Origin of the sequence: uncultured Aquimarina sp., from assembly GCF_947492115.1 — a bacterium.
In the GTDB taxonomy this organism is placed as follows: Bacteria; Bacteroidota; Bacteroidia; order Flavobacteriales; family Flavobacteriaceae; genus Aquimarina.
On the sequence record NZ_CANLMM010000005.1, the window covers coordinates 394,797 to 421,049 of the forward strand.

Below are 26,253 nucleotides of genomic sequence, written 5' to 3' on the forward strand. Positions count from 1 at the left end.
TTATATTTAACTAATTATATTTGAGTAAAAAATTGATCGATGCGGGAAGCAGCTTTTGTCAAGCAAAATAAAGAAAAATGGATCGCTTTTGAAAAAGCTATTACACAAAATTTAAGGATTAGCCCAGATCAACTTGCTGAGTATTATGTTCATCTCACAAATGATTTGTCGTATGCGCGGACATATTACCCAGATAGTAAAACACTATTATACTTAAATTCTTTAGCATCTCAAGCACACCAAAAAATATACATCAATAAAAAGGAGAGTAAAAATAGGATTGTAGAATTTTGGAAGACGGAATTTCCCCTTTTCTTTTATCAGCATCAAAAAACACTGTTATTTACATTCTTAGTTTTTTCTATTGCCTGTTGCATTGGTATTATTTCCGCAATTAACGATTCTTCTTTTCTAAGACTTATTCTTGGCGATGCGTATGTAAATGAAACTTTAAACAATATCGACAAAGGTGATCCTACAGGAATTTATAAAAGTGGTAGCATGGTAGGTTCGTTTTTAGGTATCACTATTAATAATATTAGAGTGGCATTTATAGCATATGCCTTTGGAGTAATCACTTCTTTAGGAACTGTTTACGTATTATTTAGCAATGGAATTATGCTTGGTGCATTTATGACGTTTTTCTACACAAAAGGGTTATTATTTGAGGCTTCTAAATCAGTATGGTTGCATGGTACAATAGAAATTTCGGTAATTGTTATTGCCGGATGCGCTGGAATCGTCATGGGAAATAGTATATTGTTTCCTAAGACATTTTCTAGAAGAGTTTCTTTTATGAAAGGAGCAAAAGATGGTTTAAAAATTGTAGTTAGTACGATACCCTTTTTTATTATCGCTGGCTTTATAGAAGGATTTATTACGAGATATTCCAATATGCCTGTTTGGTTAGCAATGACCATTATATTCAGTTCGTTAGCATTGATAATATTCTATTATATAATATACCCCAGATATCTAAATAAAATTTATGAAAGAGAATTACATTGAGTTAAAAGAAAGTAGAGATTTTGGTGACATTATAAATACATACTTTGAGTTTTTTAAACTTAACTTAAAAAGTTTTACAAATGTATTTATAAGTTACAATGGTATTTTTATTTTTCTTCTTTTAGGGATTAGCTATCTAATGGTTACCGGTTTTATAGGCATGTATAATGTAGAAACCGGTTTTGGTAATGGTACTCAAGATGAATCTGCAATGTTGGTTGGTTTCGGAGTTTTGTTGTTTTTTGTTGTTTTTATTATCATTGCGGCACTTAATTATAGTTTAGCTTCGTCTTACATGATAAATTATGATGAACAAAAGCAGGTAGTAACAGATAAAAAACTAGTCTGGAATATAGTCCGAGACAATATAGGCCGTATTTTAATTTTTATTCTTTTGCTTGCTGTAATTTATGTCATCTACATGATCATATCCTTAGTATTATCTTTTATACCGCTAATTGGATTTCTTGCTCAAAATGTTATTGGTTTTGCATTAACGGCATGGTTCGGTATTTCTTTTATGGTAATGTTGAATGAAAATAAAAGCCCTATTGATGCATTTGGAGAAGGCTGGGATTTAGTAAAAAGTAATTTCTGGAAAACGGTTGGTGCCAATTTTATTTTAGGTATTCTTGTAGGGTTAATTCTTCTTTTGATATTGATGATCCCAGGAATTATTGTTGGTGTTTATACTTACCATGCTGTTAGTATAGATACTGCAATTGGTGAATCTGTTTTAGCCAAGGTTATTTATACTTTTGGACTGTGTATATTTTTTGTGGTAATTGCCTATTCACAATCGCTTTCACAATTCATAAATGGTATTTTGTACTATGCACTTCATGAAGAAAAATATAATGTGAATACTAGACAAAAGATTGATCAAATTGGTGCAAGTGAATAAGAACATTTTCTACATATTCATCTTATTATTAATAAACTTCACGTATTCTCAGACGGATTCTCTTAGTGTTTCTATAGATACCTCCGAAATTACTATTCATGAATTTAAAGAAGATATTCCAGAAAGGTACTCTGATAAAGATTTTGATTATACCACTGCAGAAGGAGAAGCTGAAAATATTTTAGCAAGAATTATAAACTGGTTTTTTAATGGCTTACAAGATATATTTGGTATAGAAATAAGTCCTGAATTAGCGGAAATACTAAAAAACCTGATTTATCTGATTTTTATAGCCATCGTCATTTACATACTTATTAGAGTTCTTGCAGGAAAGGAAGTAGCTTCATTTTTTGGTAAAAAAAATAATGTAGTTGCACCTATCCATTTTTCGGAAGAACATATTGAAAAAATAGATTTAGATAAATTAATACAGGATGCACTATCTATAAATGATTATCGATTAGCCATTAGATATATGTATATGAAGACTTTACAAGAATTGTCTGTAAAAAAGATCATCGATTATCATTTTGAAAAAACCAATAGTGATTATCAAAGAGAAATTAAGAATGAACAATTAAGATCACTTTTTAAAAAGGTTTCTTACTTGTATGAATATATCTGGTATGGAAAGTTTGATCTAAATCAAGAAAAGTATCATAATGCAAAAATATCCTTTGACGAAATAAAAGGTAACATAGAGAAAATTGGATAAAAAATCGAGAAACATATTAATTCTTTTTGGGTTAGCTTTCTTAACCATTATAATCGTTGAAGTCACTCGACCAAAACCTATAAATTGGAACTCGAGCTACATATCGAGTGATAAAATTCCGTTTGGTTGTTATATTGCTTTTGAAGAACTAAAAACCTATAACGGACAGAGTGAAGTAAATTTGATTAACAAAAATCCTTATGACTTTTTATCCAATCGTTCATACGAAGAAAATTCAGCGTACTTATTTATTAATTCTGGCATCAACCTAGATAAAAGATCCTATGAAAAATTAATAGAATTTGTAAGATCTGGAAATAAAGTTTTTTTAGCCGGAACAAGTTTTGGAAAAGTATTTAAAGATTCTCTTAATATAGAAACAAATACTGATTACCAGTTAACTGAGGAAGAAATAAAGCCCAACTTCTTTTCGAACACATTTAAAAATAGCGACTCAGTAAAATTCAAGAAGAAAATCTACAAAACTGTTTTTCAAAGTTTTGACACCTTAAAAACAAAAGCCTTAGGCTATTACAAAAACGATCTAGAGCCATTGGATCAAATTAATTTCATTGAGATCTCTGAAGGTAAGGGTAAACTATATTTGAATACATTGCCTGAAGCATTTTCTAATTACTACATGCTAACGGATAATGCACATTATACAGCAGCTCTTATTTCGTTTTTAGAAACAGATACATTCTACTGGGATGATTATATCAAATCAGGACGAAAAGTCATAGAATCTCCTATGCGATTTGTATTAAATCAAATCCCATTGCGTTGGGCTTACTATTTACTGATCCTTGGGGTTTTGATTTTCATTCTTTTCAGAGGAAAGAGAGAACAAAGGATTATACCTGTTATTAAACCTTTAGAGAACACCTCTATTGAATTCACTAAAACCATTGGAGATTTATACTTTCAGCATAAAGATTATAGCAATATAATAGCTCAAAAAATCACCTATTTTTTGGAAAAAATAAGGAGTAAATTTTATATAGATACGAATAAATTAGATAACGACTTTATTCATAGACTAGCTGTAAAAAGTAACAAGTCTGAAGATGAAACAAAAGAACTAATTGATTATATTAATAGTTTACGCAATAGAACACTTCATAATGAAGGAGATGTCGTTGAGTTAAACAAAAAAATTGAAGAATTTAGATTATAATACTATGGAAGAAACGACAGAAAACCCTTTAGAATTCAATAATAGAATTGATCTAAAAGACTTGCAAGAATCTGTACAAAAGATAAAAGAAGAATTAGGCAAGGTCATTATTGGTCAACAAGAAATGATCGAATTATTAATTATCTCCATATTAGCTAATGGCCATTCATTAATAGAAGGAGTTCCTGGTGTTGCCAAAACCGTAACAGCAAAACTTCTTGCCAAAACAATGGCTGTGGATTTTAGCAGAATACAATTTACACCTGATTTAATGCCAAGTGATATTCTTGGTACGTCTATTTTTAATGTAAAGACTTCAGAGTTTGAGTTTAAAAAGGGACCTATATTTTCTAATATTATTCTAATTGATGAAATCAATCGTGCTCCTGCAAAAACACAAGCAGCACTTTTTGAGGTAATGGCAGAGAGGCAAATTACTATAGATGGTATTAAAAATGAAATGAAAGCACCATTTCTTGTATTTGCAACTCAAAACCCAATAGAACAAGAAGGAACTTACGCATTACCAGAAGCTCAGTTAGATCGTTTTTTATTCAAAATAAACGTAGGTTACCCATCAATGGAAGAAGAGATCAGCATCCTAGAAGGACACGATCAACGAAAAAATGAAATTCCTACCGATATTATTCAATCGATTTTAACTGCTAGTCAAATTGCAGAATATCAAGGAATCATTAAGAGTGTGATTATTGAAAAAAATCTTTTGACCTATATCGCTTCTATTATTAGCAATACCAGAGATAACGGAAATTTATATCTGGGGGCATCTCCACGTGCATCAATCGCGATTATGAATGCCTCTAAAGCGCATGCAGCTATTAATGGAAGAGATTTTGTTACACCAGATGATATTAAAAAAGTAGCTCCTTCTGTGTTAAGACATAGAATTATATTAACTCCTGAAAGGGAAATGGAAGGGTTCACAACTGAAAAAGTAGTATTACAAATTATCGAAACCATAGAAATTCCTCGTTAGTGAAAGCCTTTTTGAAAAGTTTATATTTTAAAAAATTATTCTTTACCGTATTTTTTTCAATTACGGCACTTTTTATAGTTTCCTATTTCTACGAGAGTCTTTTTGGTGTAGCTAAACTTTTAATATACACCTTACTAGTTATTACTTTTTTCGATATTCTATTATTGTACAGAAATAAAACCGGAGCCAAAGCTGCAAGAATTCTTCCTGAAAAACTATCCAATGGAGATCAAAACCCCATCCATATTAGGGTTTCTAATAGCTATCGTTTTAAAATTAGCATAAGAATTATTGACGAAATTCCAATTCAGTTTCAAGAACGAAATTTTGAAATAACATCTACTCTTAAAACATCTCAGGAAAAACAGTTTAATTATGAACTAAAACCTGTTGAAAGAGGAGAATACCATTTTGGAAATGTTAATATATTTACCAGTTCGCCAATAGGATTAATAGAACGCAAGCAAAAATACTCCAATGAAGAGATGGTGCCTAACTATCCATCCTTTTTACAACTTAAAAAATATGAATTCATAGCATTTACCAATAAGCTAAAGTTATATGGTTTAAAAAAGATCAGAAGAATTGGTAATACTTTAGAGTTTGAACAAATTAAAGAATATGTTACTGGAGATGATATTCGTAACATAAACTGGAAAGCGACCGCAAAACGAAATCATCTAATGGTAAACCAGTACCAAGATGAAAAATCTCAACCTATATATTCGGTAATTGATGCTGGTCGAGTTATGAAAATGCCTTTTAATGGATTAAGTCTATTGGACTATGCCATAAATGCTACGTTGGTAATTTCTAACATCGCCATAAAAAAGCAAGATAAAGCTGGAATGTTTACCTTTTCAAGAAATGTAAAAAACATGGTTGTTGCTCAAAGGAGAAAAGGTCAAATGAATACAATTCTGGAGACTTTATATAATATTAATACCGATTTCTCAGAGTCGGATTATGCTAGACTATATACAGATATAAAGAGAAATATTAATCAAAGAAGTCTATTGCTATTATATACTAATTTTGAAACATTAGATGGTCTCAACAGACAGTTACCATATTTGCAAGCTATCGCAAAAAATCATCTATTGGTGGTTATTTTCTTCAAAAATACTGAACTGAAATCTTTTCTAGATGAACCAGCTCATTCTACAAAACAAATCTTTGAAAAAACTATTGCCGAAAAATTTGTTTACGAGAAGAAAATGATTGTTAACGAACTGAGCAAACATGGTATTCACTCTATACTAACCGCTCCAGAAGATCTTACAGTCAACACTATTAATAAATACCTTGAGATTAAAGCCAGAGGTTTATTGTAACTATCAATTCATACTTCTATCTTCAGTTTTTTGTTGTTCTTAGGTGGTCTGAAAAACTTATGTTATTCACTACTCCTTCAACATACTACATTTCATCAGCCAAATTCTACAGTTGAGTTAGATACTTTATAAAGAGTACCATGATTTTTAGACTTTTGAATCATCAAAACAGAATAATAAAAATCAAAAAACTAAACTCTTATGAAAACTCTTGTATTATTTTTAACCATGACAGCCATCAACTTTGTAATGAATGCACAAGACACCCAAGGCATAACCATCACAGTTACCGTTCCTAATGTATCTAGTTCTGATGGTGCTGTACTATTTGGATTGTATGATGAGGCTACTTTTATGAAAACTGCTCCTATTCAATCTGTTAAAGGTAAAATTAAAGATGGAATTGCTAAAATTACTTTTACCAATATTACTCCTGGAGAATATGGAATCTCCTGTGTACATGATGCTAATAGTAATGAAAGAATGGATTTTGAAGAAAATGGTATGCCAAAAGAAAGTTATGGGATATCTAATAACAATATGAGTTTTGGACCTCCATTATGGAGCGATGCTAAATTCGAAGTTGGTAATGAAGATTTAGAACTAGAAATCAGATTTTAAGCCTTCGAAAAACAATATACATCAATCAAAAAAAGGGTTTTGCTTTAATTAAAGTAAAACCCTTTATAAATTCTATAATATATTACCCTTCGCAATCAAGTTCGCTAGCATCTTGTAATGCTTCTTCTAAGTCTGCATCTTCTACCAACGGACATCTATCTAATTCATTTAAATAGGCAATGGAAGCAGCTTTAAAAGCTTCACAATTTTCTGCAGTGGGATCATTAGAATATCTTTCTAATGTAGCACTATAGTTTTCTACCGCAGCTAAAGGCACACATCCTCCTGTTAGATCTTCAATAACATCCTCTTCAGAACAAGAAGTAAAAAATGTAAATAGTCCTAATCCTAGTATTAATGTTTTTTTTGTAATTGATTTCATCACTTATCTTTTTTTATTAGTAAAGTTTTTTCAATGTTTAGTGTATACAAAAAGAAATAGGTAAACATTTTTAAAGAAAAAATTCAATAGAAAAAACAAATTTTTAGCATATTCTTAATAAGTTTTATCGATAGCTTTTCTATTTTTGTCAACCTAAATTAACACCATGACCATTACACAACTACGATATGTATTAGCTGTTGCTGAGCATCAAAACTTCACGAAAGCAGCAGAAAAAACCTTTGTAACACAGCCAACTTTAAGTATGCAAATCCAAAAACTGGAAGAAGAATTGGCTATTTTAATTTTTGACAGAAGTAAAAAGCCTATTGAATTAACAGAAGTAGGTAAAAAATTAGTGCAGCAGGCAAGAAATATTGTTAATGAGAGTGAACGTATACAAGATATTGTAGATCAACAGAAGGGATATATAGGCGGCGAATTTAAATTAGGAGTCATTCCAACTGTAATGCCAACATTACTCCCAATGTTCTTACATAATTTCATTAAGAAATATCCTAAGGTAAAATTAAAAATTGAAGAGCTTACTACAGAGGCAATTATAGAAAGATTACACGATGGACATTTGGATGCGGCAATTGCAGCAACACCATTGCAGAACGAGAGTATAAAAGAGCGTGTATTATACTACGAACCATTTGTTGGTTACATTCCTCCAAGTCATAGATTAAACCAAAGGAAAAAAATAGATGTTGCTGATTTAGATATAGACGATATGTTACTTTTAGAGGATGGACACTGTTTTAGAGATGGTATTGTAAATCTTTGCAAAACACAAAAGAGCTATGACGAAGACCATTTTCAATTAGAAAGTGGAAGTTTCGAAACATTAGTAAAATTGTCTAATGAAGGCTTAGGCATGACACTACTTCCTTATTTACATACTTTAGATATTAACGATAAAGAAAAAAGTAATCTACATTTCTTTAATGAACCCTCTCCAGCAAGAGAAGTAAGTTTGATTTATCATAAAAGCGAACTCAAAATGCAAATCATTGAGGCATTACATACTACCATAGCTGGTGTAGTAAAAGGAGCGATTACATTTCAGAATGTGGAAATTATTAGCCCTATAGCAAAAATAAAAAGCGACTAAAAAGTCGCTTTTTTCTTTATGATTTTAAATAGATTAAACAAGGTTCTAACTCTGGTTTATTTACTGCTAAAGATTGAATCCAAAGTTTTAATTCTTCAATCTCGTGGGGAAGTAATCTGTTTAGTGCTTTAATTACTTCTTTTGTAAATAGATTAACATCAAAACTAACTTTTTTTAGTACAGTTTTTGTGTAATCAAACATCGCTCTCGCCATAAATTAATAAGGGATTAAGTTATTAGTTTAACACAAGTAATTGTAGGATTATACTTACATTTTTAAAGTTGTTAAGTCTAATATAGTCAAATAAAACTAAAAAACCGTCTTTTAACCCTTATTTAACTTAATTAAAAACTATTGTCGCCATCTAGTAAATCTCCTAAACCTCCGAGAATACTGCCTTCTCCTCTACTTTTACCACCTGCTCTTGGTGCCACTGCTAATACTCGATTAGCTAATCGACTAAATGGTAAAGACTGAATATATACTACTCCTGGTCCCGTGAGAGTAGCAAAATATAATCCTTCTCCACCAAAAATGGTATTTCTGATACCTCCCACTAATTCGATATCATAGTTTACTCCTTTGGAAAATCCTATAATACAACCTGTATCTATTTTTAATTTTTCTCCTGGTTGTAATACCTTTCTGGCTGTTGTTCCTCCAGCATGTACAAATGCCATTCCATCACCTTTCAATTTTTGCATGATAAAACCTTCTCCTCCAAATAAACCTCTTCCTAATTTTCTAGAAAACTCTATACCCACAGAAACTCCTTTTGCAGCACATAAGAATGCATCTTTTTGGCAAACAAACTTTCCACCATATTCAGTAAGATCAATTGGAATAATTTTTCCTGGATAAGGAGACGCAAAACTAACACGCTTCTTTCCTACTACCTCATTATAAAAGGCTGTCATAAATAAACTCTCTCCCGTAAGTAATCTTTTCCCTGCTCCAAAGATCTTTCCCATCACTCCTTGATCCTTTTGGGAACCATCTCCAAAAATGGTGCTCATTTTTATGCCATCATCCATCATCATAAAGCTCCCTGCTTCTGCAATAACACCTTCCTGAGGATCTAATTCTATTTCTACATATTGCATCTCTTCACCATAAATGGTGTAGTCAATTTCGTGTGCTGTCATATTTGTAATTTATTTATTGATTAATGAATATCTTTATATATGAGTTCATAATTACGCAAAAACGTTACAAACTATTTTTGGTAAATCAATAAAATCATTCTCAAGAAAGAGAATTAACTTTTCAGTTTTATCGTCCATTGAAAATTAAAGGTGGAAACTTCTACACCATCTTTATTCGTTCCTACAGATTTCATCCATATCGTTTGTCCTTCTCCTGTTTCGATGGTTTTCTTAATAGCTTCCTTAATCAAATCCCCATCGTTACAAACAAAAGTTATTCTTCCTGTAGCCTTTTTCGTAAATGTAGCATTATTAGTAGCTACAAGCATGGATATTTTCTTACCACTCTGATATATCTGACCAGAAACCATCGCTCCTGTACTCATCTCTGCAGCCATACCCTGAACAGCCCAAAACATAGAATTAAATGGATTTTGATTCATCCATCGGTGTTTAACACTAACTGTACAACTAGATTCATTAATCTTTTTTACACGCACCCCACATAGCCAAGCAGAAGGTAACTTAAACATTGTGAAGGTGTTGATTTTTCCTGGTGTCATCTTCATAAAATACATTTTAAGTCTTCTAAAATATTGAAAAAGAATGGACATACAAAACATTATTAAATCTTAAATTTATGTTAAATTATGGTACTATGTTTTGCATAATACCTTCTTTTAGATATATATTTGCATAAGAAACTATTATATACTTTTAAAAATGTCAACTAATAACCATAATAACATCGCAACTTTTATGCACCTTGGAGTATTCAGTAAATACTTTATACCTTTTGGAAATTTTATTGTTCCTATCCTACTTTGGACTACGAATAAGGAAAAATCTGACTTCATTAATGAGCACGGTAAGGAAGCTATTAATTTTCAGTTAAGTGTACTGTTGTATACAATCATATTAGGAATGATATCTTTTCCATTTTTCATTTTTAACATTTTTGGAGATGCCACCTTATTCGATATTTTCAATCACAATGGTTTTGATATCAACTTTTCCACGGATGGTGGATTTAGAACGTTAATAGGTGCTTCTTTTGTTGGAGTAATTGCACTGATAGGTTTTTTCTTAGAAATTATTTTCATCATATCCGCTGCACTAAAAAGTAATAAAGGAGAAATATATAGGTATCCATTAACCATAAGATTTATAAAGTAAATTAGAATGAATTCATCAATCAACATAAAATATATTCTAATTACTGCCATAGCAGTGGTATCCTCCTTCTTTTTTCATGAGTTAGCTCACTTCATCACTGGGAAACTCTTAGGATATGAAATGGGAATGACTCTAAATTCAGCATTTTTGTTGGAAGGAGAATACCAGTATGGTTGGCATCAACAATTGGTAAGTGCAGCCGGACCAATGTTTACTATTATTCAGGCATTTGTTATTTTCTATTTTATTAGAAAAACAAACAATAAATACTGGTATCCATTTTTATTTTTTGCATTTTACTCTAGAGTACTGGCAATGATTATATCTATTTTTAATCCCAATGATGAAGCTAGAATTAGTGCCTGGTTAGGACTTGGATATTGGATATTACCATTAACAGTAGGATTTACATTATTTATATTATTAATTAAAACATCGAAAGAGCAGAAATACAATTTAAAATTTAACCTAATCAATTATTTTTTATCTACTGTCTTTATCGCAGGAGTTGTATTTTCAGATCAATATATACTTAAATAACCATCAATCATTAATCAAAAAATGAACAGTTTAACTTTTTAAAAATTCAGTTTTATGAAGATCGAAAACACAAAAGCGCAAATGCGTAAAGGTGTTCTGGAATATTGCATACTTTCAATTCTTAAGGACGATGATGCTTATGTAGCGGAGATTTTAGAAACACTTAAGGACGCAAAGATGCTCGTTGTAGAAGGCACAATATACCCTTTATTAACTAGGTTAAAGAACGCCGGATTACTAAGCTATCGCTGGGAAGAGTCTACATCAGGACCACCTCGTAAATATTACGGACTTACTGAAACAGGAAAACTATTCCTAAAAGAACTAAATACCACTTGGGACGAATTACAAAATGCAGTAACCATTGTTACTAAACAAAAAAAGAAACAAAAATGAACAAAACAGTTAATATAAATTTAGCAGGCATATTTTTTCACATAGATGAAGACGCTTACTTAAAGCTGCAGCGCTATATTGAGGCGATAAAACGTTCATTTACTGACTCTCAAGGAAGGGATGAGATTATTGCTGATATCGAAGCTAGGATAGCCGAGCTTTTCAGTGAAAAAATAAAAGACGAAAGACAAGTAATCGGTATTAAAGAAGTCGATGAAGTAATTGAAGTAATGGGACAACCCGAAGATTATAGATTAGATGAAGAAATCTTTGAAGACGAGCCTAAAACATCTTACCAGAGACCAACAAAATCTAAACAATTATTTAGAGACACCTCTAATTCTTATGTAGGTGGAGTAAGTTCTGGATTAGGACATTATTTAGGGATTGATCCTATTTGGTTAAGAATAGCATGGATATTATTCACCATCTTTTCTAGTGGAGCTTTTATTCTTATCTATATAGCATTTTGGATTTTTGTTCCAGAAGCAGTAAGCACAGCAGATTATTTGGCGATGAAAGGTGAAGCTGTAAACATCAGTAATATTGAAAAAAAAATTAAGGAAGGATTTAATGATGTTGCCGATAAAGTAAAGGATGTCGATTACCAAAAATATAGTGATAAAGTAAAAAGTGGATCTACGAGTTTCTTTGAAGCACTTGGAGATGTTTTATTAGTAATACTGAAAATATTTGTAAAGTTTATCGGAGTACTTCTAATCCTGGTAGCTGGTATCACTTTAATTAGTTTGTTTATTAGTTTATTTACCGTAGGTACATTTGGTTTTATCGAAACTCCATTTACAGAATATATTGATGTGGTTAATCGTCCTAATGTTCCAATTTGGTTAGTATCCATGTTAACATTATTTGCAGTTGGAATTCCATTTTTCTTCCTATTCATTCTAGGCTTAAAAATTGTAATAAACAACTTAAAATCTATAGGAACACCAGCAAAATTAGGATTATTAGCGGTTTGGATCTTTTCTGTAATCGGATTAACTATAGTTGGAATTCGTCAGGCAACTCAAGAAGCTTATGATGCAGAAGTGATCGAAGATTCTAGAAATTTATATCTAAACCCAACTGATACTTTAAACATTAAAATGGTCGGTAACGATAGATATGTGAGAGGTCTGTACCATAGAAATGATTTTAAAATCAAACGAGATGAGAATGATAACAAAGTAATTGTAATCCAGGATATAGAAATATTCTTAAAGGAAAATAGAGAAGATTCTATTCCTAAATTGGAAATTAGAAAAAATGCAGAAGGAAGTAGCTATGATGAGGCAAAAGAAAGAGCTGCTGCATTAAAATACAATTATGACATCAAAGGAAACACCTTGTTATTAGATGGATATGCCATTACCGATTATGCACAAAAATACAATGATCAGGAAATCGAAATTATAATTTCCATCCCTGAAGGAATGACTGTATTTGTTGATCAAAACACATCAGGATTCAACAACTCTTGGAAATACAATGATTACTTAACAGTAGACGGAAAAGAAGAAAAGTATTTAACATTAACAGATGGTAAGCTTACTTGTCAGGACTGTCCAAAAGACGAATGGCAATACAATGAGTGGGAAGATGATGATAAGGATACTAATGACGGTGTAAAAATCAATATCAACTCTGAAGATGAAAACGCCAACCTTAAAATTGATGAGGATGGTGTTCAAATCAAAAGCGAAGAAGTTGATATTAAAATAGACGAGAACGGAATAAAAATTCAAACCGATAACTAAAAATAATAATCAAAAAACGAACAGTTTAATAAATTAATCAATCTTAATTATGACAACAATAGCAAAAATCATCGTTACTTTATGTGTTACTGCCTTATGTTGCTCTTGTAATATAGCTTTTGACGGAATTAGAGGAGAAGGCGAAGTAATCAGAAAAGAGAAGACCATTAACGAAAACTTTGATACTATAAAATCAAGTCGAGGTTTAGACGTAGTTTTAACAAACAAAAAAGATAGAAAAGTAATTATAGAAGCGAATGAAAATCTACATCAACATATAGAGGTTTATGTAGAAAAAGAAACACTTTATATTACTTCTGATAAAAACATCTATCAGGCAGATGAAAAAACTGTATATGTATCTTATGATAAATTAGGTAAAATCTCTGCAACTAGTGGTTCTCGTGTAACTTCTCAAGGACCTGTTGTCCAAAAAGATTTAGCAATTAGTGGAACAAGCGGTGCGGATATTGAATTAAAAGTAAAAGCAGAAACCCTTACCACATCAGTAACGAGTGGCGCTATGATGGATCTTACTGGAAAAGTAAATAACCATAATGCAAGTGCTACAAGTGGCGCAGACATTAGAGCTAATGAATTATTAAGTCTCGTGTCTGAAGCAAAAGCTACCAGTGGTGCTATGATTAGAATTCATGCCAAAAACCAATTCACTGGAAAAGCAACTAGTGGAGCCAATATCAATTATTATGGAGCACCAGAAAAAGTTGATGAAGCAGAATTTTCTGGAGGAAACATAAAGAGACATTAAAATTAAAACCTAACCAATAAATACAAACTAGCCAACCACCAACCACACCAACCAAAAATACGAACCACCGGAAAAGCATCCACTGTTGACAGACAAGTTATTTAGATATTTTACGCTTTTCAGGTGGTTTATTTTTTTCAAAACACAATCAATCAAAAAACAAAATGAAATCACAATCAAACTATTTCACCCTATGGGTTTGCATCCTATTGTTTGCGAACTTTCATATCCAAGCACAACAACCAACTCCAAAAAATGATCTAACCCAAACAATTCTAAAACTAGACTCAGAATTCTGGGAATCTTATAACACTTGTAATATCGAAAAATTTCGAACTTTTTTTAGAGAAGATTTCGAATTCTATCATGATAAAGGAGGACTTACCAAAGGGCTTCAAAAAATGATGTCTACTGTAGAAAATGGATTGTGTAATCCAGCTGGTCCTAGAGTTCGAAGAGAAGTAGTAGAAGGGACTGTAGCAGTATATCCGCTTAACAACTACGGAGCTATTATTAGTGGCGAACACCTATTTTATGTAACAGAAAAGGGTAAGGAAGAACAATTAACTCAAATTGCAAAATTCACCCATGTATGGCAACATAAAAACGATCAATGGGTAATGACCAGAGTATTGAGTTATGACCACCAACCAGCTCCGCAGAATACAGATAAGAAAGAAATTTTACTATCAGATAAAATATTAGAGCAATATTTAGGCACTTATAAAGCTCCACAAACAGGAACCGTGGTTATCACCAAAAAAGACAATTTATTAGAAATTAAAGCTGGTAAAATGCAATCCATTGTGCATCCACAATCCGAAACCTTATTTTTTCATAAGCAGAGTCCCCTAACCTTTGAGTTTGTAACAAAGAATAAGATAGTTTCAAAGATGATCGTTCGTGAAAACGGGAAAATAGTAGAAGAAGCTAAGAAATTGAATTAACTAATATTGTACTTAAACCACAACCTGTCCATTCTGCTCTTTACAGATAAAAATGACCTCTAATCCTATAGAGGTTATTTTTTTGGTACACCTTTTGGAATATGTCCTTTTGTAAAATTATCTTTATAGTACAAATATGATTTGCGCAGATAGTTTTAGCAAATTAATTATACTGAAATGAAAAAATTAAAGTTTAAAAATAAAAACTTTCACACTATGAGAACTTGGATGCTTATTGCATTATTTATTATTAGCTTAGGAAATATACATGCTCAGAAAGAAAAAATAAAAGGGAATAAAATTGTTGTGACAGAACAAAAATCCGTCGATGCCTTCCATACCATACAACTCAATGATAATTTCGAAGTTACAATTCAGGAAGACAGTGATAATCTAATTAGTATTGAAGCAGACAGTAACTTACAGGAAATCATTAATATAAGCGTAAAAGATAGTGTTCTAACAATTAAATCAGACAAAAGAATAAAGCGCTCCAAAGCACTAAATATTAAAATTGGATATGCTCAGGATTTAAAGAAAATAGTGTCTTATAATAAGGTACACCTTAAATCAACTGCTCTTATTAAAACTCCTGCGATTAGAATCGAATCCAATGATGACACTGAAGTATTCCTTAGTATCGAAGCTGATCAAACTACCAGTGTTTCTAATGGTAAATCAAATGTAGAATTACATGTACAAACAAATGAGGCTTTTTACCAAGTAAATGATGATGCAGAACTAAAAGGAATTGTAGAAACAGATAGCCTAAAAGTAGATTTATACCAAAAAGGATATGCAAAATTAGAAGGAAAAACAACTTCAATGCTACTAAGAGCAGATGGTAATACAGATTTTTATGGAGAAAAGTTAACTTCAGAAAAAACATCGCTAATCGCAGAAGGTTCTAGTGATTGTTATGTTATAACCAATCAAGAAATCACTATTGAAGCAAAAGATGAAACTGAAATTTATCTTTTAGGAGAACCTATTATCAAAATGACTCAATTTGCTAATGAAGCCACTTTGTATAAGAAAAAAATAGATTACAGTCCCGGTTTATTGAAATTATAGAAAAAAATAGCCTTATAAATTTTAAAACTTATCAGGCTATTTTTTTTAACAAATGTATTTTTAAGCAGAAACTTCTTCACTAGTTTCAACTGTGGCAAGATATCTTTCTGCGTCTAAGGCTGCCATACAACCCGTTCCAGCCGCAGTAACAGCCTGTCTATACTCTTTATCTTGTACATCCCCAGAAGCAAACACACCTGGAAGATTTGTTTTTGTTGATTTACCTTCAGTAATAATATATCCAGTATCATCCATATCAATCTGACCTTTAAATATATCTGTATTAGGTTTATGCCCAATAGCTATAAAAAGACCTGTAATTGAAATTTCCGATTTTTCTCCTGTTTGGTTGTTTACCATTCGTAAACCTTCAACTACCTGATCACCTAAAACCTCATCTACCTCGGTATTATAAAGCACTTTCAGATTAGGTGTAGCATTTACTCTGTGCTGCATCGCCTTAGAAGCTCTCATATAATCTTTACGCACTAGCATTGTTACACTAGAACATATATTTGCTAAATAAGTTGCTTCTTCTGCTGCTGTATCTCCTGCTCCAACGATCGCAACATCTTGTCCTTTATAAAAGAATCCATCACAAACCGCACAAGCAGATACTCCTCCTCCTCTTAGCTTTTGCTCACTTGGTAAGCCTAAGTATTTAGCAGTCGCTCCTGTAGAAATAATTACTGCTTCTGCTTCTATTTCCTTTGTATTATCTACAGTAACTTTATGAATTCCTCCAACCTCTGTACTAAATTCTACTGCAGTTACCATTCCTATACGAACCTCAGTTCCAAAACGCTCTGCTTGTTGTTGTAACTGCACCATCATCGTTGGACCATCAATTCCTTCTGGATAACCAGGAAAGTTGTCAACTTCTGTTGTGGTAGTTAATTGACCACCAGGTTCCATACCTGTATACATAACTGGTTTAAGATCCGCTCTAGCTGCATATATAGCCGCAGTATAACCTGCAGGCCCTGAACCTATAATAAGGCATTTTATTCTTTCTATAGTATCTGACATAATCTTCACTTTAATTACTGATGTAAAAGTAGCAATTTGAAGAGAAACCTTACACTAAAGTTATTAAGAATTGTTATCCACTTATAGACATCTTAAATAGATCATTAATTGGGACTTTTTACGCAACATCTTCAAATAAGTAATTGACTATCAGACAACTTTAAAATAAAAATAAAAATTAAAACAAATATTCTTAAAGAAAAACCATAATTATCAACATAAAAAATCATAATTAAGATTAGATACCCTACATTTAATCAAAATTAAAAAGGATGACTTTTTTTGATATTTTAGACATCTTAGGAACCATCGCATTTGCTATTTCAGGAGCTTTGAGTGCAATGAACCGAAAATTTGATCTTTTTGGAATATTCATTATTGCCTTTGTAACTTCTATTGGAGGCGGAACACTAAGAGATGTATTGATTGGTGCTACACCTGTTTCCTGGATGCAAAATACACTAAACCTTTATTTAATTAGTGGCGTTACTATCTTATCTATCATCTTTAGAAATAAATTGGATTATCTTAAAAAATCTCTTTTTTTATTTGACACTATCGGATTAGGAATTTTTACAATTATTGGAGTAGAAAAAGGAATACAAACAGATCTTGCACCTATAGTCTCGGTTGCTCTGGGAACCATGACAGGATGTTTCGGTGGCGTTATTAGAGACATCTTATGTAATGAGATACCTGTTATTTTTAGAAAAGAAATATACGCTACTGCATCGATAGCTGGAGGAATTTGTTTTATGGTGTTATATCAACTCAATACGCCTATGAACATCATTTACGTAAGCACAACACTCTTGATTATTGTCATCCGTTTAATCGTTGTAAAATATCGAATATCATTACCTTTATTTACAGTTATTACCAAAAAGTAATAATAATTTTGTCATAAAAACTCACTATCTAGAACTAAACGTTTTACCTTTTTATTGAAAGTGATTCGAATTGAATTAGAAATAATATTCTTTTTGGAAAACTTTTATAGATTTCATGATTAAATTTATCTTATTTAAAAAAAATACTAATATCCTATTATTTCTTTGGAAATAGGTACTTTTTGGGCTATGTTCGTAACATCGGAAAAGAAATTGCACAATGATCATAGAACCAAGAACTCGCGGATTTATCTGCTTAACGGCACACCCAAAAGGATGTGAAAAAAATGTCCTAAATCAAATAAATTATGTCAAATCAAAAGATCCTATAGAAGGTCCAAAAAATGTTTTAGTCATTGGTGCTTCTACAGGTTTTGGTTTAGCTTCCAGAATTACCAGTGCTTTTGGTTCTAATGCTGCAACAATCGGAGTGTTTTTAGAAAAACCTCCCAAGCCCAATAGACCTGCTTCTCCAGGATGGTACAATAGTGCAGCTTTCGAAACGCAAGCACATCAAGCAGGTTTATATGCGAAGAGCATTAATGGAGATGCTTTTTCTGATGAAATCAAACAGCAAACAATCGAACTAATTAAAAAAGATCTTGGACAAATTGATCTTATTATCTATAGTCTTGCTTCGCCAGTGAGATTACATCCTAAGACAGGTATAAAACATAAATCAGTTTTAAAACCAATTGGTGGTGTTTATAAGAACAAAACCGTTGATTTTCATACAGGTGATGTTTCGCAAGTGTCTATTGATCCTGCAACAGAGGAAGATATCACGAATACCATTGCAGTTATGGGTGGAGAAGATTGGTATTTTTGGATAGATGCTCTACAAAAAGAAAATCTACTAGCTCCAAATGCTACTACTGTAGCATATTCCTATATCGGTCCTAAACTTACAGAACCAGTGTATAGAAAAGGAACTATTGGTCGTGCCAAAGATGATTTAGAGGCTACTGCTTTTAAAATTTCCGATAGTCTTAAAAGTATTAATGGTAAAGCATATGTTTCTGTAAATAAGGCTTTAGTTACACAAGCAAGTTCAGCTATTCCGGTAATCCCATTATATATTTCGTTGCTATACAAAATCATGAAAGAAAATAATGTTCATGAAGGTTGTATAGAGCAAATGGAAAGACTATTCTCAGAAAGATTATACACTACAGAGCAACCAAATACTGATACGGAAGGTAGAATAAGAGTTGACGACTGGGAAATGAGAGAAGATATTCAAGCTCAAATAAAGGATTTATGGGACAATGCAACCACGGAGACTTTAGGAAGCATTGGTGATCTCGAAGGTTATAACACTGATTTCTTCAACCTTTTTGGTTTTAAAGTAGAAGGAGTGAATTATGATGAAGATGTGAATGAAATCGTGGAAATTCCTGGTTTGCAGAATTAATTTAACTGAGTCTTATAAAATCATTTTTTATAAACCTGTATTTGATATCTAATTGTTAGTGTTTGTAATAGTTTCTCGTAATTATTAAACACTTGATAGTTAATAATTTGATCCCTAATATAAAAAAATGGATTATTAAGGGTAACATTTTATACGTATTTGACACTTACCTAAGAACATCATAATCAATAGTCTCCAAAATGCATGGCAATTGTTGTCGAGCTTTCTTATAGACTAATGTTCTTTTTTAACTAACCATCAAATAATGCGTATAATGAAAAGTTTATACTCTAAAAGTTCTCATAGTATCCCAGAGGGACTAACAAAACCTTCTTCTTCTTTTAAAAAGTTTGTTTGGCTGTCTGTACTTGGACTCCTATTTTTTATTATTATTTATATTACATTAATTATCTGGTTTGGAAGATTAGCCTATTATTCCTTTATGGAAGGTGATACTTTTTGGAATTACATACTAGCTGGTGGATATGCTTTTTTAAGCTTATTCATGATAAAATCTCTTTTTATTTTTAACAAACGAGAAAAAAAACCACTAGATGTATTCATTACAGAAAAAGAAGAACCTGTACTTTTTGATTATTTATACAAATTAGCCGACGAAGCTGGAGCTCCCAGACCAAAAAAAGTATTTTTATCTCCTCGTGTTAACGCAAGTGTATCATATGATTTATCAATTATCAACTTAATCTTTCCCTCGAAGAAAAACTTAGAAATTGGTTTAGGATTAATGAATGTTCTAAATCTTGGTGAATTTAAAGCTGTATTAGCACATGAATTTGGTCATTTCGCTCAACGTTCTATGTTACTTGGAAGATATGTCTATATCGCACAGCAGATAGCTGTACAAATAATTAACAAAAGAGACATTTTCGATAATTTCTTAGCTGGTATTTCAAGTATAGACATTCGGATAGCCTGGATAGGTTGGATATTATCCATACTGGTTTGGGCAGTTCGTTCATTAATCGAAACATGTTTTAGCGTGGTTATGATTGCTCAAAGAGCACTATCAAGAGAGATGGAATTTCAAGCAGATCTTGTTGCCGTATCATTAACTGGTAGCGATGCATTGATTCATGCACTATCCAAATTACAAGTTGCAGACGAAGCATATGACCATGCTTTAAATACTGTAAACACCAAATTAGACGATAAAAAGGCTATTTATAATTTATACAAACTACAGACTAATTATATAGAAAAAATGTCTTGGGTATTGGACGATCCAACTTATGGAAAATCACCTAAAGTATTAGATATTAATCCTGAGCTACATAGAGTTTTTGGAAATAGAGCTTTTAACCCTCCAAAAATGTGGTCTACTCATCCAGCCGATAAAGACAGAGAAGAAAACGCTAAAAAAATATACATATCGGCTCCTATAGATGAAAGACCCGCAGAAATCCTATTATCAGATGCTACTAAATATGAAGTAGAGATGACTGCAAAATTAATCGCTACCAGCAAAATTGAATCAGAGATAATATCTGATGAAGAATCTCTGAAATTTCAAGATAAAGAATATTTCAGCTGGACTTTTTTAGATCCAAAATATCGATCTAATTTTTTAAATAGGTTTTTCACTTTAAATTTTAAAGATACGAATGAGATGTATTCTATGAATATGACCGAAAGTGAAATTACTTCTAATTTTGATGTTATTTATCAATCAAATCTCACGGAAAAACTAGAAGCTTTAAAGGAAGTTAAAGAAGAGATTTTATCTTTAAACCTTATCATTAATGAAGCAGTAACAATCGAAAAAAGAGAAATCTGGCATCGAGGTGAACGAATTAAAAGAAAAGATGTTAAAACAATTCTTCAAAAATTAGAACAGGAAGAATCTTCGATTTTAGATGATCTTAAAAAACACGATACGATATGTCGATCTACATATTATCACGCTGCTACTTTTTTAGGTGGTAACTGGAACGACTATCTAAAATCTGTTAGTAGTTTGGTCCATTATGCCGAACATGCTATTGCCGATTTAAACGATGCTGCAACAAAATATCACAATGTTGTTAATATAGCGCTAGCAGATGGAAATGTTAGTTCAGATGAACTTACAGATATTATAAATTCCGGAAATGATTATTACAAATCTATTCGTTCTGCATTTCAGAAGAGTACCGAAATAAAACTAAATAAAGAACTACTAGCTAACTCCACAAAAGAGAAATTCTCCGATTTTTTTGAAGAATTAAAACTATCCTCACCAACAAGTGATAATATAAGTAAGTGGTCGGAGGTAGTCGATGGGTGGGCTGGAGAGGCATTAAACGGCTTAAACTTTTTACGAAGTTCTTCATTAGAACATCTATTAGACATAGAAGAAGAAATTAAAAAATCATTTCTTAACAAAACTCCTATTACAAGGACATTACCCGATCCGATCAATACTGTAAATTCATACAAATTGCTTACTCGTGGTAATGAAAGACCTATTCAACGAAAGTTAAAACTATGGGACCGATTTATCATAGGTGAAGGCTTTTTTGGCGCTACTGCTAAATTTGCAATTTCCTTAACTTTAATAGGAGGAGCATTGTTTCTAGGAAGCTTTTCTCAATCTACAGATCTAACCATTTACAACGGACTAGAAATGGATGTTACCGTAGTCTTGAATGGAGAAAAGGAATTAGAAGTTGAAACAAAAGATAATATTACAGTATCTGTAGACCATAACACAGATTATCATATCGTTGCCTATGATCCAAATGGAGAAGTTATTGAAAACTTTATGGAGTCTACGAGTTCTCCTGGCAAAGAGTATGTTTATAATGTAAGTAACGCAGGTGTTTTCTTTGAATATACGGCTTACTACGGACCAGGAAATGGTTTTAGACCTAAGCAGCGTAATATAGGAGCCTCCAGATGGTTTCATAGCAACGCGGATTATATTTTAGAAACCCCACCAGAAATGGATGATGAAGGAACAAGAAAAGACGTTTTAGTAGCCTATAGTGATAATCCTTATGATATGATATCGATTGTAGAGGATTCTACAGAATTAAACAAACTAATTAATACTCATGTTTTATGGGATTCTAGCACTAGTAACAATTTATTATCCTGGATGAGTTTATTACCCTATGTAAAAAATCCTAACTCCATAATTGATAAAAGAATAGAGCGTTTAGGAAATGACATTATTGCAAAAAGGGCCAAAATGGATATGGTTGGCGATGATGAGAAAAACAAAATATGTAATGAAATTCAGCAATCCTTTGAGAAAGAAAAAGACAATCCAGATTTATACTACCTAAACACAAGGTGTTTAGAAGATTCTAAATATCAAGACAATACTTTCGTCCAAGGATATGAAAAATGGCCCAATCATTCGTGGTTAGCTTACGCCGCTGCAAATATTTATGGTCAAAATGAAAATTGGGAAAAGAGTCTTGAAGCTTTTAACGAAGCTAGTAAGATAAATGGTCTTAAAGGAGTAATTGCTTTAGATGCTGAAAGAGTTCGAAGAAAAATCAATAAAAACAAAAGACCTTTAAAAATAAACTTTACTAGTGATGATCTGGAATATTATCTAAATATTGACCAAGGAAAACTTAATAAAATAAATGGTGATCCATACTATGTATACGTACTTATGTCGAAAGGAAAATTAAAAGAGGCATATAGCTTTATTAAGTCCAACGAAACATTTAAACCATTTATTCTTAGGTTTCTTGCCATTTCTGAAGGAGCTAGCGAAGAAATGAAAAATGATGTCAAATTGTTAGATGAGAAAGAAGGTATAAATAGTCATTCAATATGGTATGCATTAGCCTGGAATATCCTAGAAAAAAATGAATACTCAACAATCATTAATGAAATTAACCAAATGGGGGTTTCCGTTGTAGACCTGAATAAATTCATTGAGTCCATTAAATCTAATAATTATACGACTGCCGAAAATATTATTAAAGAACAGCGGCTATATTTCAAAGGACATATGTATGCTTTGGGATATATTATTTCAGAACATAAAGCACCAGAAATATGGAAAGAACAAGCAAATCAACTATTATTTGCTCATGAACAACCATTTTTAGGAAACTAAATTTTGATAACTTGGAAATACATCCTTTCTCAGCCAGCTACTAACTAAAGTGGCTGGTTTTTTATTCTTAAAATGCAATTAATAATTAGAAACATTAGTTTTGACTACTTTTATAAATAAATTGATTTATATCTATATTATTTATGACAAACTTTGAGGAAAGATTGACAGGTGGGCATCCCAATTCTTTAGGTGATACGGTAGAAGTAGTTGAAGAAGTATTAGCCGAAAACGAACTTTTTAATGAGCTATTCAATTGTTATTTCAGTAATGATGAAATTGTTAGGTTAAGAACTTCTAACGCTATGAAACGAGTTTGTAAAGTTAATAGATCTTTACTGATTCCATATATAGATAGATTTTTATCAGAGATTTCCAAAATTGATCAAGCTTCTACACAATGGACTTTGTCTCAATTGTTCGAAATGTTAGAGAAAGAAATGAGTGATGGACAAATCAAAAAAGCAAAGGAAATCATGAAAAACAACCTAGCTAATCATAATGATTGGATTGTATTGAATCAGACCATGAATACGCTAACCAAATGGTCTAAAAAAGATGAGAATCTAAAATTATGGATCATTCCGCACTTAGAAAGGTTGACTTCAGATACTAGAAAATCAGTTTCTGGAAGAGCGCAAAAAATGCTTAAAGCTTTGGGATTATAGTCTTTAATTCCATGAAACCAAAACTACGGGTAACATACTTACACTATCATCTTTTGATTAAGTGATAAAATGCAACAAAACAACATTTGAAAAGTATTTATAACGGAAGACGTACAATCATTACATACAAATTTCGTTATTTTGCAGACAAATCAGAAATACTTGAAAAATACATTTTTCTATATAGTTTTTACACTACTGTTTTCTTCAATTGCCTTTTCTCAAGAGAGCAAGAAAATTAAGGTTCAATCAGACCGTACCATAAAAAATGAAGAGCGTTTTCCAGGAGCTACCATTTTGGCGAAGGTGAATAAACAGGTATTTATCGAACATGAGGGAATTGAAATTTGGTGTGATCAAGCTGTTCATTATGGAGAAGACAAATTTGTAAGAGCTTTTGGGAATGTAAAAATGAAGCAAGGTGACACCCTAACTATGACAAGTGCGTATGCAGAATATAATGGAAATAGTAAATTCGCTTATGCTAGAGAAAATGTTTTTTTAGAGACTCCTTCTAATACTTTGAATACAGACACGCTATTCTTTGACAGACTTCGTCAACAAGCATATTACCGAAGTGGTGGAACGGTAAAAGATTCTTCTAATACGTTAACCAGTAAAATCGGAAGGTACTTTATGGATAGAAAACAATATTCATTTAATACTCAAGTGAAAATTGTAAATCCAGAAAACACGGTAGATTCCGATCGATTAGATTATTACACCGAAAATGGACATGCGTATTTATATGGTCCTTCTACCGTAAAAGGAAAAGAAAGTACGTTATATTGTGAACGTGGTTTTTATGATACTAAAGTAAAAACAGGCTATGCGATAAAAAATGCACGAATTGATTATGACAATCGTACTGTATTTGGAGATAGTATCTTCTATAACAGTGCTATACAATTTGCTTCTGCTACTAATAATATCAAAGTTTTAGATACAGCTAATAATTCTGTTATCACGGGCCATTATGCCGAAGTTTTTAAAGACAAAGATTCGGTTTTTATTACCAAAAGGGCCTTAGCAGCTACATTACAAGAAAAAGACTCTATTTATATCCATAGTGACACACTTATGGTTACAGGAAAACCTGAACATAGAATCATGAATGGCTTTTATGATGTTCGAATTTTTAAAAGTAATATGAGTGGAAAGAGTGATTCTATAAATGTAGATCAAACTACTGGTTATACCAAAATGGTAGGCAGACCCATTTTATGGTCTCAGAGAAATCAGATGACAGGAGATACAATCAAAATCATTTCTAATACAGAAACTGAGAAATTAGATTCTCTTGTTGTATATCAAAATGCATTTCTTGTTCAAGAAGATACTCTTAAAGCTGGTTACAATCAGGTCAAAGGACAAACGCTCTATGGACTTTTTAAAGATAATGAGATATACCAAGTAGATATTGACAAAAATACCGAGACAATCTTTTATCAAAGGGAAAGTGAAGGTGAATTAAAATTGATTGGTATTAATAAAGTATTATCCAGTTCTATAAAACTGCTACTCGAGCAAAGAGAAATTGTTGATGTTTATTATTATCAAAATATTGATGGCACTTTATATAGAGAAATCGATTTGCCAGAAAATGCAAGAGAATTATCTGGTTTTGTATGGCGTGGCGATGAACAGATACTTAGCAAAAAAGATCTTTTTAGAGGAGAATCTCCTCCAAAACTAACGAAGATCACTGGAATTCCATTACCCGTAGAAGATGAAGATTTCTTTGATGAAGAAACCTTAAAACGTTTGGAAGAAAACAAGTCAGAAGGTTCTCGTTTATTAGAACAAAGACTAGAGGATGCGGAGCTTAAAGAAACAAATGAAGAGCTAGATAAATCTACAGAAGAAAAAATCAACGAGGAATTGAATAACCTTAAGAAAAAAGATTCTACCTCTTCTAAAAAGAAGTCTAAAAAAGTAAGTTTTGTAGATCCTAATCTTAATCGCACTGCAAAAGAAAGAGATAGCATAACAGTAACAACGCTTAAAAACACAAAAAAAACAGACACTGTTAACAGAGAAAAGTAATACCTTCTTTTTACGTTAAAACTCACCAGTAAGATAAACTTCATAAGATATTTAAACTCCCATTAGTT

Annotated in this window: 25 protein-coding genes; 20 read left to right on the forward strand and 5 right to left on the reverse strand. The window is 31.8% G+C overall.

Going from position 1 to position 26,253, the window contains the following annotated elements; genetic code table 11:
* The first annotated feature begins 39 nt into the window (after positions 1 to 39).
* From Q1A73_RS17215 to Q1A73_RS17245, 7 genes are all read left to right on the forward strand, one after another.
* Positions 40 to 1,008: a stage II sporulation protein M gene (locus tag Q1A73_RS17215; RefSeq protein WP_299607868.1), complete on the forward strand. Its 969-nt coding sequence runs from the start codon at positions 40 to 42 to the stop codon at positions 1,006 to 1,008.
* Positions 989 to 1,912, forward strand: coding sequence for a hypothetical protein (locus Q1A73_RS17220; RefSeq protein ID WP_299607872.1), 924 nt, complete (start codon positions 989 to 991; stop codon positions 1,910 to 1,912). Before Q1A73_RS17215 ends, Q1A73_RS17220 begins: the two co-directional genes overlap by 20 nt.
* Positions 1,905 to 2,627, forward strand: coding sequence for a hypothetical protein (locus Q1A73_RS17225; protein WP_299607875.1), 723 nt, complete (start codon positions 1,905 to 1,907; stop codon positions 2,625 to 2,627). The genes Q1A73_RS17220 and Q1A73_RS17225 overlap by 8 nt, the downstream gene beginning before the upstream one ends.
* Positions 2,620 to 3,804 (forward strand): DUF4350 domain-containing protein, encoded by a 1,185-nt coding sequence (locus tag Q1A73_RS17230; protein WP_299607878.1) that lies wholly within the window; start codon positions 2,620 to 2,622, stop codon positions 3,802 to 3,804. Before Q1A73_RS17225 ends, Q1A73_RS17230 begins: the two co-directional genes overlap by 8 nt.
* A 4-nt stretch (positions 3,805 to 3,808) precedes the next feature.
* Positions 3,809 to 4,801 carry a MoxR family ATPase gene (locus Q1A73_RS17235; protein ID WP_299608102.1) on the forward strand — a complete coding sequence of 331 codons (993 nt, stop codon included), beginning with the start codon at positions 3,809 to 3,811 and terminating at the stop codon, positions 4,799 to 4,801.
* Positions 4,801 to 6,135 carry a DUF58 domain-containing protein gene (locus tag Q1A73_RS17240; RefSeq protein ID WP_299607881.1) on the forward strand — a complete coding sequence of 445 codons (1,335 nt, stop codon included), beginning with the start codon at positions 4,801 to 4,803 and terminating at the stop codon, positions 6,133 to 6,135. Before Q1A73_RS17235 ends, Q1A73_RS17240 begins: the two co-directional genes overlap by 1 nt.
* 201 nt (positions 6,136 to 6,336) lie before the next feature.
* Entirely contained in the window at positions 6,337 to 6,756 is a 420-nt protein-coding gene (locus Q1A73_RS17245; RefSeq protein ID WP_299607883.1) for a DUF2141 domain-containing protein, read from the forward strand.
* 82 nt (positions 6,757 to 6,838) lie between these two features.
* Here Q1A73_RS17245 and Q1A73_RS17250 read toward each other — a convergent pair whose 3' ends face one another.
* Entirely contained in the window at positions 6,839 to 7,138 is a 300-nt protein-coding gene (locus Q1A73_RS17250; protein ID WP_299607885.1) for a hypothetical protein, read from the reverse strand.
* 166 nt (positions 7,139 to 7,304) lie between these two features.
* Between Q1A73_RS17250 and Q1A73_RS17255 the strand changes: the two genes are divergently transcribed.
* Positions 7,305 to 8,255, forward strand: coding sequence for a LysR substrate-binding domain-containing protein (locus Q1A73_RS17255; protein WP_299607887.1), 951 nt, complete (start codon positions 7,305 to 7,307; stop codon positions 8,253 to 8,255).
* Positions 8,256 to 8,271: 16 nt separating this feature from the next.
* On the opposite strand, the gene Q1A73_RS17260 is transcribed toward Q1A73_RS17255, so the two are convergent.
* From Q1A73_RS17260 to Q1A73_RS17270, 3 genes are all read right to left on the reverse strand, one after another.
* On the reverse strand, positions 8,272 to 8,469 hold the full coding sequence (locus Q1A73_RS17260; RefSeq protein WP_246615842.1) for a hypothetical protein: 198 nt from the start codon (positions 8,467 to 8,469) through the stop codon (positions 8,272 to 8,274).
* Positions 8,470 to 8,600: 131 nt separating this feature from the next.
* Entirely contained in the window at positions 8,601 to 9,401 is an 801-nt protein-coding gene (locus Q1A73_RS17265) for a TIGR00266 family protein (protein WP_299607893.1), read from the reverse strand.
* 113 nt (positions 9,402 to 9,514) lie between these two features.
* Positions 9,515 to 9,970, reverse strand: coding sequence for a DUF4442 domain-containing protein (locus tag Q1A73_RS17270; protein ID WP_299607896.1), 456 nt, complete (start codon positions 9,968 to 9,970; stop codon positions 9,515 to 9,517).
* A 154-nt stretch (positions 9,971 to 10,124) separates the two neighbouring features.
* Here Q1A73_RS17270 and Q1A73_RS17275 point away from each other — a divergent pair, with 154 nt between their 5' ends.
* The 7 genes from Q1A73_RS17275 to Q1A73_RS17305 all read left to right on the forward strand — a co-directional run bounded on the left by Q1A73_RS17275 (position 10,125) and on the right by Q1A73_RS17305 (position 16,060).
* Positions 10,125 to 10,577, forward strand: coding sequence for a DUF4870 domain-containing protein (locus tag Q1A73_RS17275; RefSeq protein WP_299607899.1), 453 nt, complete (start codon positions 10,125 to 10,127; stop codon positions 10,575 to 10,577).
* 6 nt (positions 10,578 to 10,583) lie between these two features.
* Positions 10,584 to 11,117 carry a hypothetical protein gene (locus Q1A73_RS17280; protein ID WP_299607902.1) on the forward strand — a complete coding sequence of 178 codons (534 nt, stop codon included), beginning with the start codon at positions 10,584 to 10,586 and terminating at the stop codon, positions 11,115 to 11,117.
* Between the two features lie 54 nt (positions 11,118 to 11,171).
* A complete protein-coding gene (locus tag Q1A73_RS17285) occupies positions 11,172 to 11,513 on the forward strand; it encodes a PadR family transcriptional regulator (protein WP_027392197.1) in 342 nt (113 codons plus the stop codon).
* On the forward strand, positions 11,510 to 13,270 hold the full coding sequence (locus tag Q1A73_RS17290) for a PspC domain-containing protein (RefSeq protein ID WP_299607906.1): 1,761 nt from the start codon (positions 11,510 to 11,512) through the stop codon (positions 13,268 to 13,270). The genes Q1A73_RS17285 and Q1A73_RS17290 overlap by 4 nt, the downstream gene beginning before the upstream one ends.
* Positions 13,271 to 13,319: 49 nt before the next feature.
* Positions 13,320 to 14,039: a head GIN domain-containing protein gene (locus Q1A73_RS17295; RefSeq protein ID WP_299607909.1), complete on the forward strand. Its 720-nt coding sequence runs from the start codon at positions 13,320 to 13,322 to the stop codon at positions 14,037 to 14,039.
* Positions 14,040 to 14,203: 164 nt separating this feature from the next.
* Positions 14,204 to 14,986: a DUF4440 domain-containing protein gene (locus Q1A73_RS17300; RefSeq protein WP_299607912.1), complete on the forward strand. Its 783-nt coding sequence runs from the start codon at positions 14,204 to 14,206 to the stop codon at positions 14,984 to 14,986.
* Between the two features lie 216 nt (positions 14,987 to 15,202).
* Positions 15,203 to 16,060: a DUF2807 domain-containing protein gene (locus Q1A73_RS17305; protein WP_299607915.1), complete on the forward strand. Its 858-nt coding sequence runs from the start codon at positions 15,203 to 15,205 to the stop codon at positions 16,058 to 16,060.
* 60 nt (positions 16,061 to 16,120) lie between these two features.
* Here the strand turns inward: Q1A73_RS17305 and trxB are convergent, their stop codons facing one another.
* Positions 16,121 to 17,089, reverse strand: coding sequence for a thioredoxin-disulfide reductase (gene trxB, locus Q1A73_RS17310; protein ID WP_299607917.1), 969 nt, complete (start codon positions 17,087 to 17,089; stop codon positions 16,121 to 16,123).
* Positions 17,090 to 17,361: 272 nt separating this feature from the next.
* Between trxB and Q1A73_RS17315 the strand changes: the two genes are divergently transcribed.
* The 5 genes from Q1A73_RS17315 to Q1A73_RS17335 all read left to right on the forward strand — a co-directional run bounded on the left by Q1A73_RS17315 (position 17,362) and on the right by Q1A73_RS17335 (position 26,185).
* Positions 17,362 to 17,979 (forward strand): trimeric intracellular cation channel family protein, encoded by a 618-nt coding sequence (locus tag Q1A73_RS17315; RefSeq protein WP_299607919.1) that lies wholly within the window; start codon positions 17,362 to 17,364, stop codon positions 17,977 to 17,979.
* Between the two features lie 220 nt (positions 17,980 to 18,199).
* Complete coding sequence (fabV, locus tag Q1A73_RS17320) at positions 18,200 to 19,393, forward strand: enoyl-ACP reductase FabV (protein ID WP_299607921.1); 1,194 nt, start codon at positions 18,200 to 18,202, stop codon at positions 19,391 to 19,393.
* 274 nt (positions 19,394 to 19,667) lie between these two features.
* Complete coding sequence (locus Q1A73_RS17325; RefSeq protein WP_299607924.1) at positions 19,668 to 23,471, forward strand: M48 family metallopeptidase; 3,804 nt, start codon at positions 19,668 to 19,670, stop codon at positions 23,469 to 23,471.
* Between the two features lie 143 nt (positions 23,472 to 23,614).
* Positions 23,615 to 24,139, forward strand: a complete 525-nt coding sequence (locus tag Q1A73_RS17330; protein WP_299607927.1) for a hypothetical protein — start codon at positions 23,615 to 23,617, stop codon at positions 24,137 to 24,139.
* Between the two features lie 162 nt (positions 24,140 to 24,301).
* On the forward strand, positions 24,302 to 26,185 hold the full coding sequence (locus Q1A73_RS17335) for an OstA-like protein (protein ID WP_299607930.1): 1,884 nt from the start codon (positions 24,302 to 24,304) through the stop codon (positions 26,183 to 26,185).
* Positions 26,186 to 26,253: the final 68 nt, after the last annotated feature.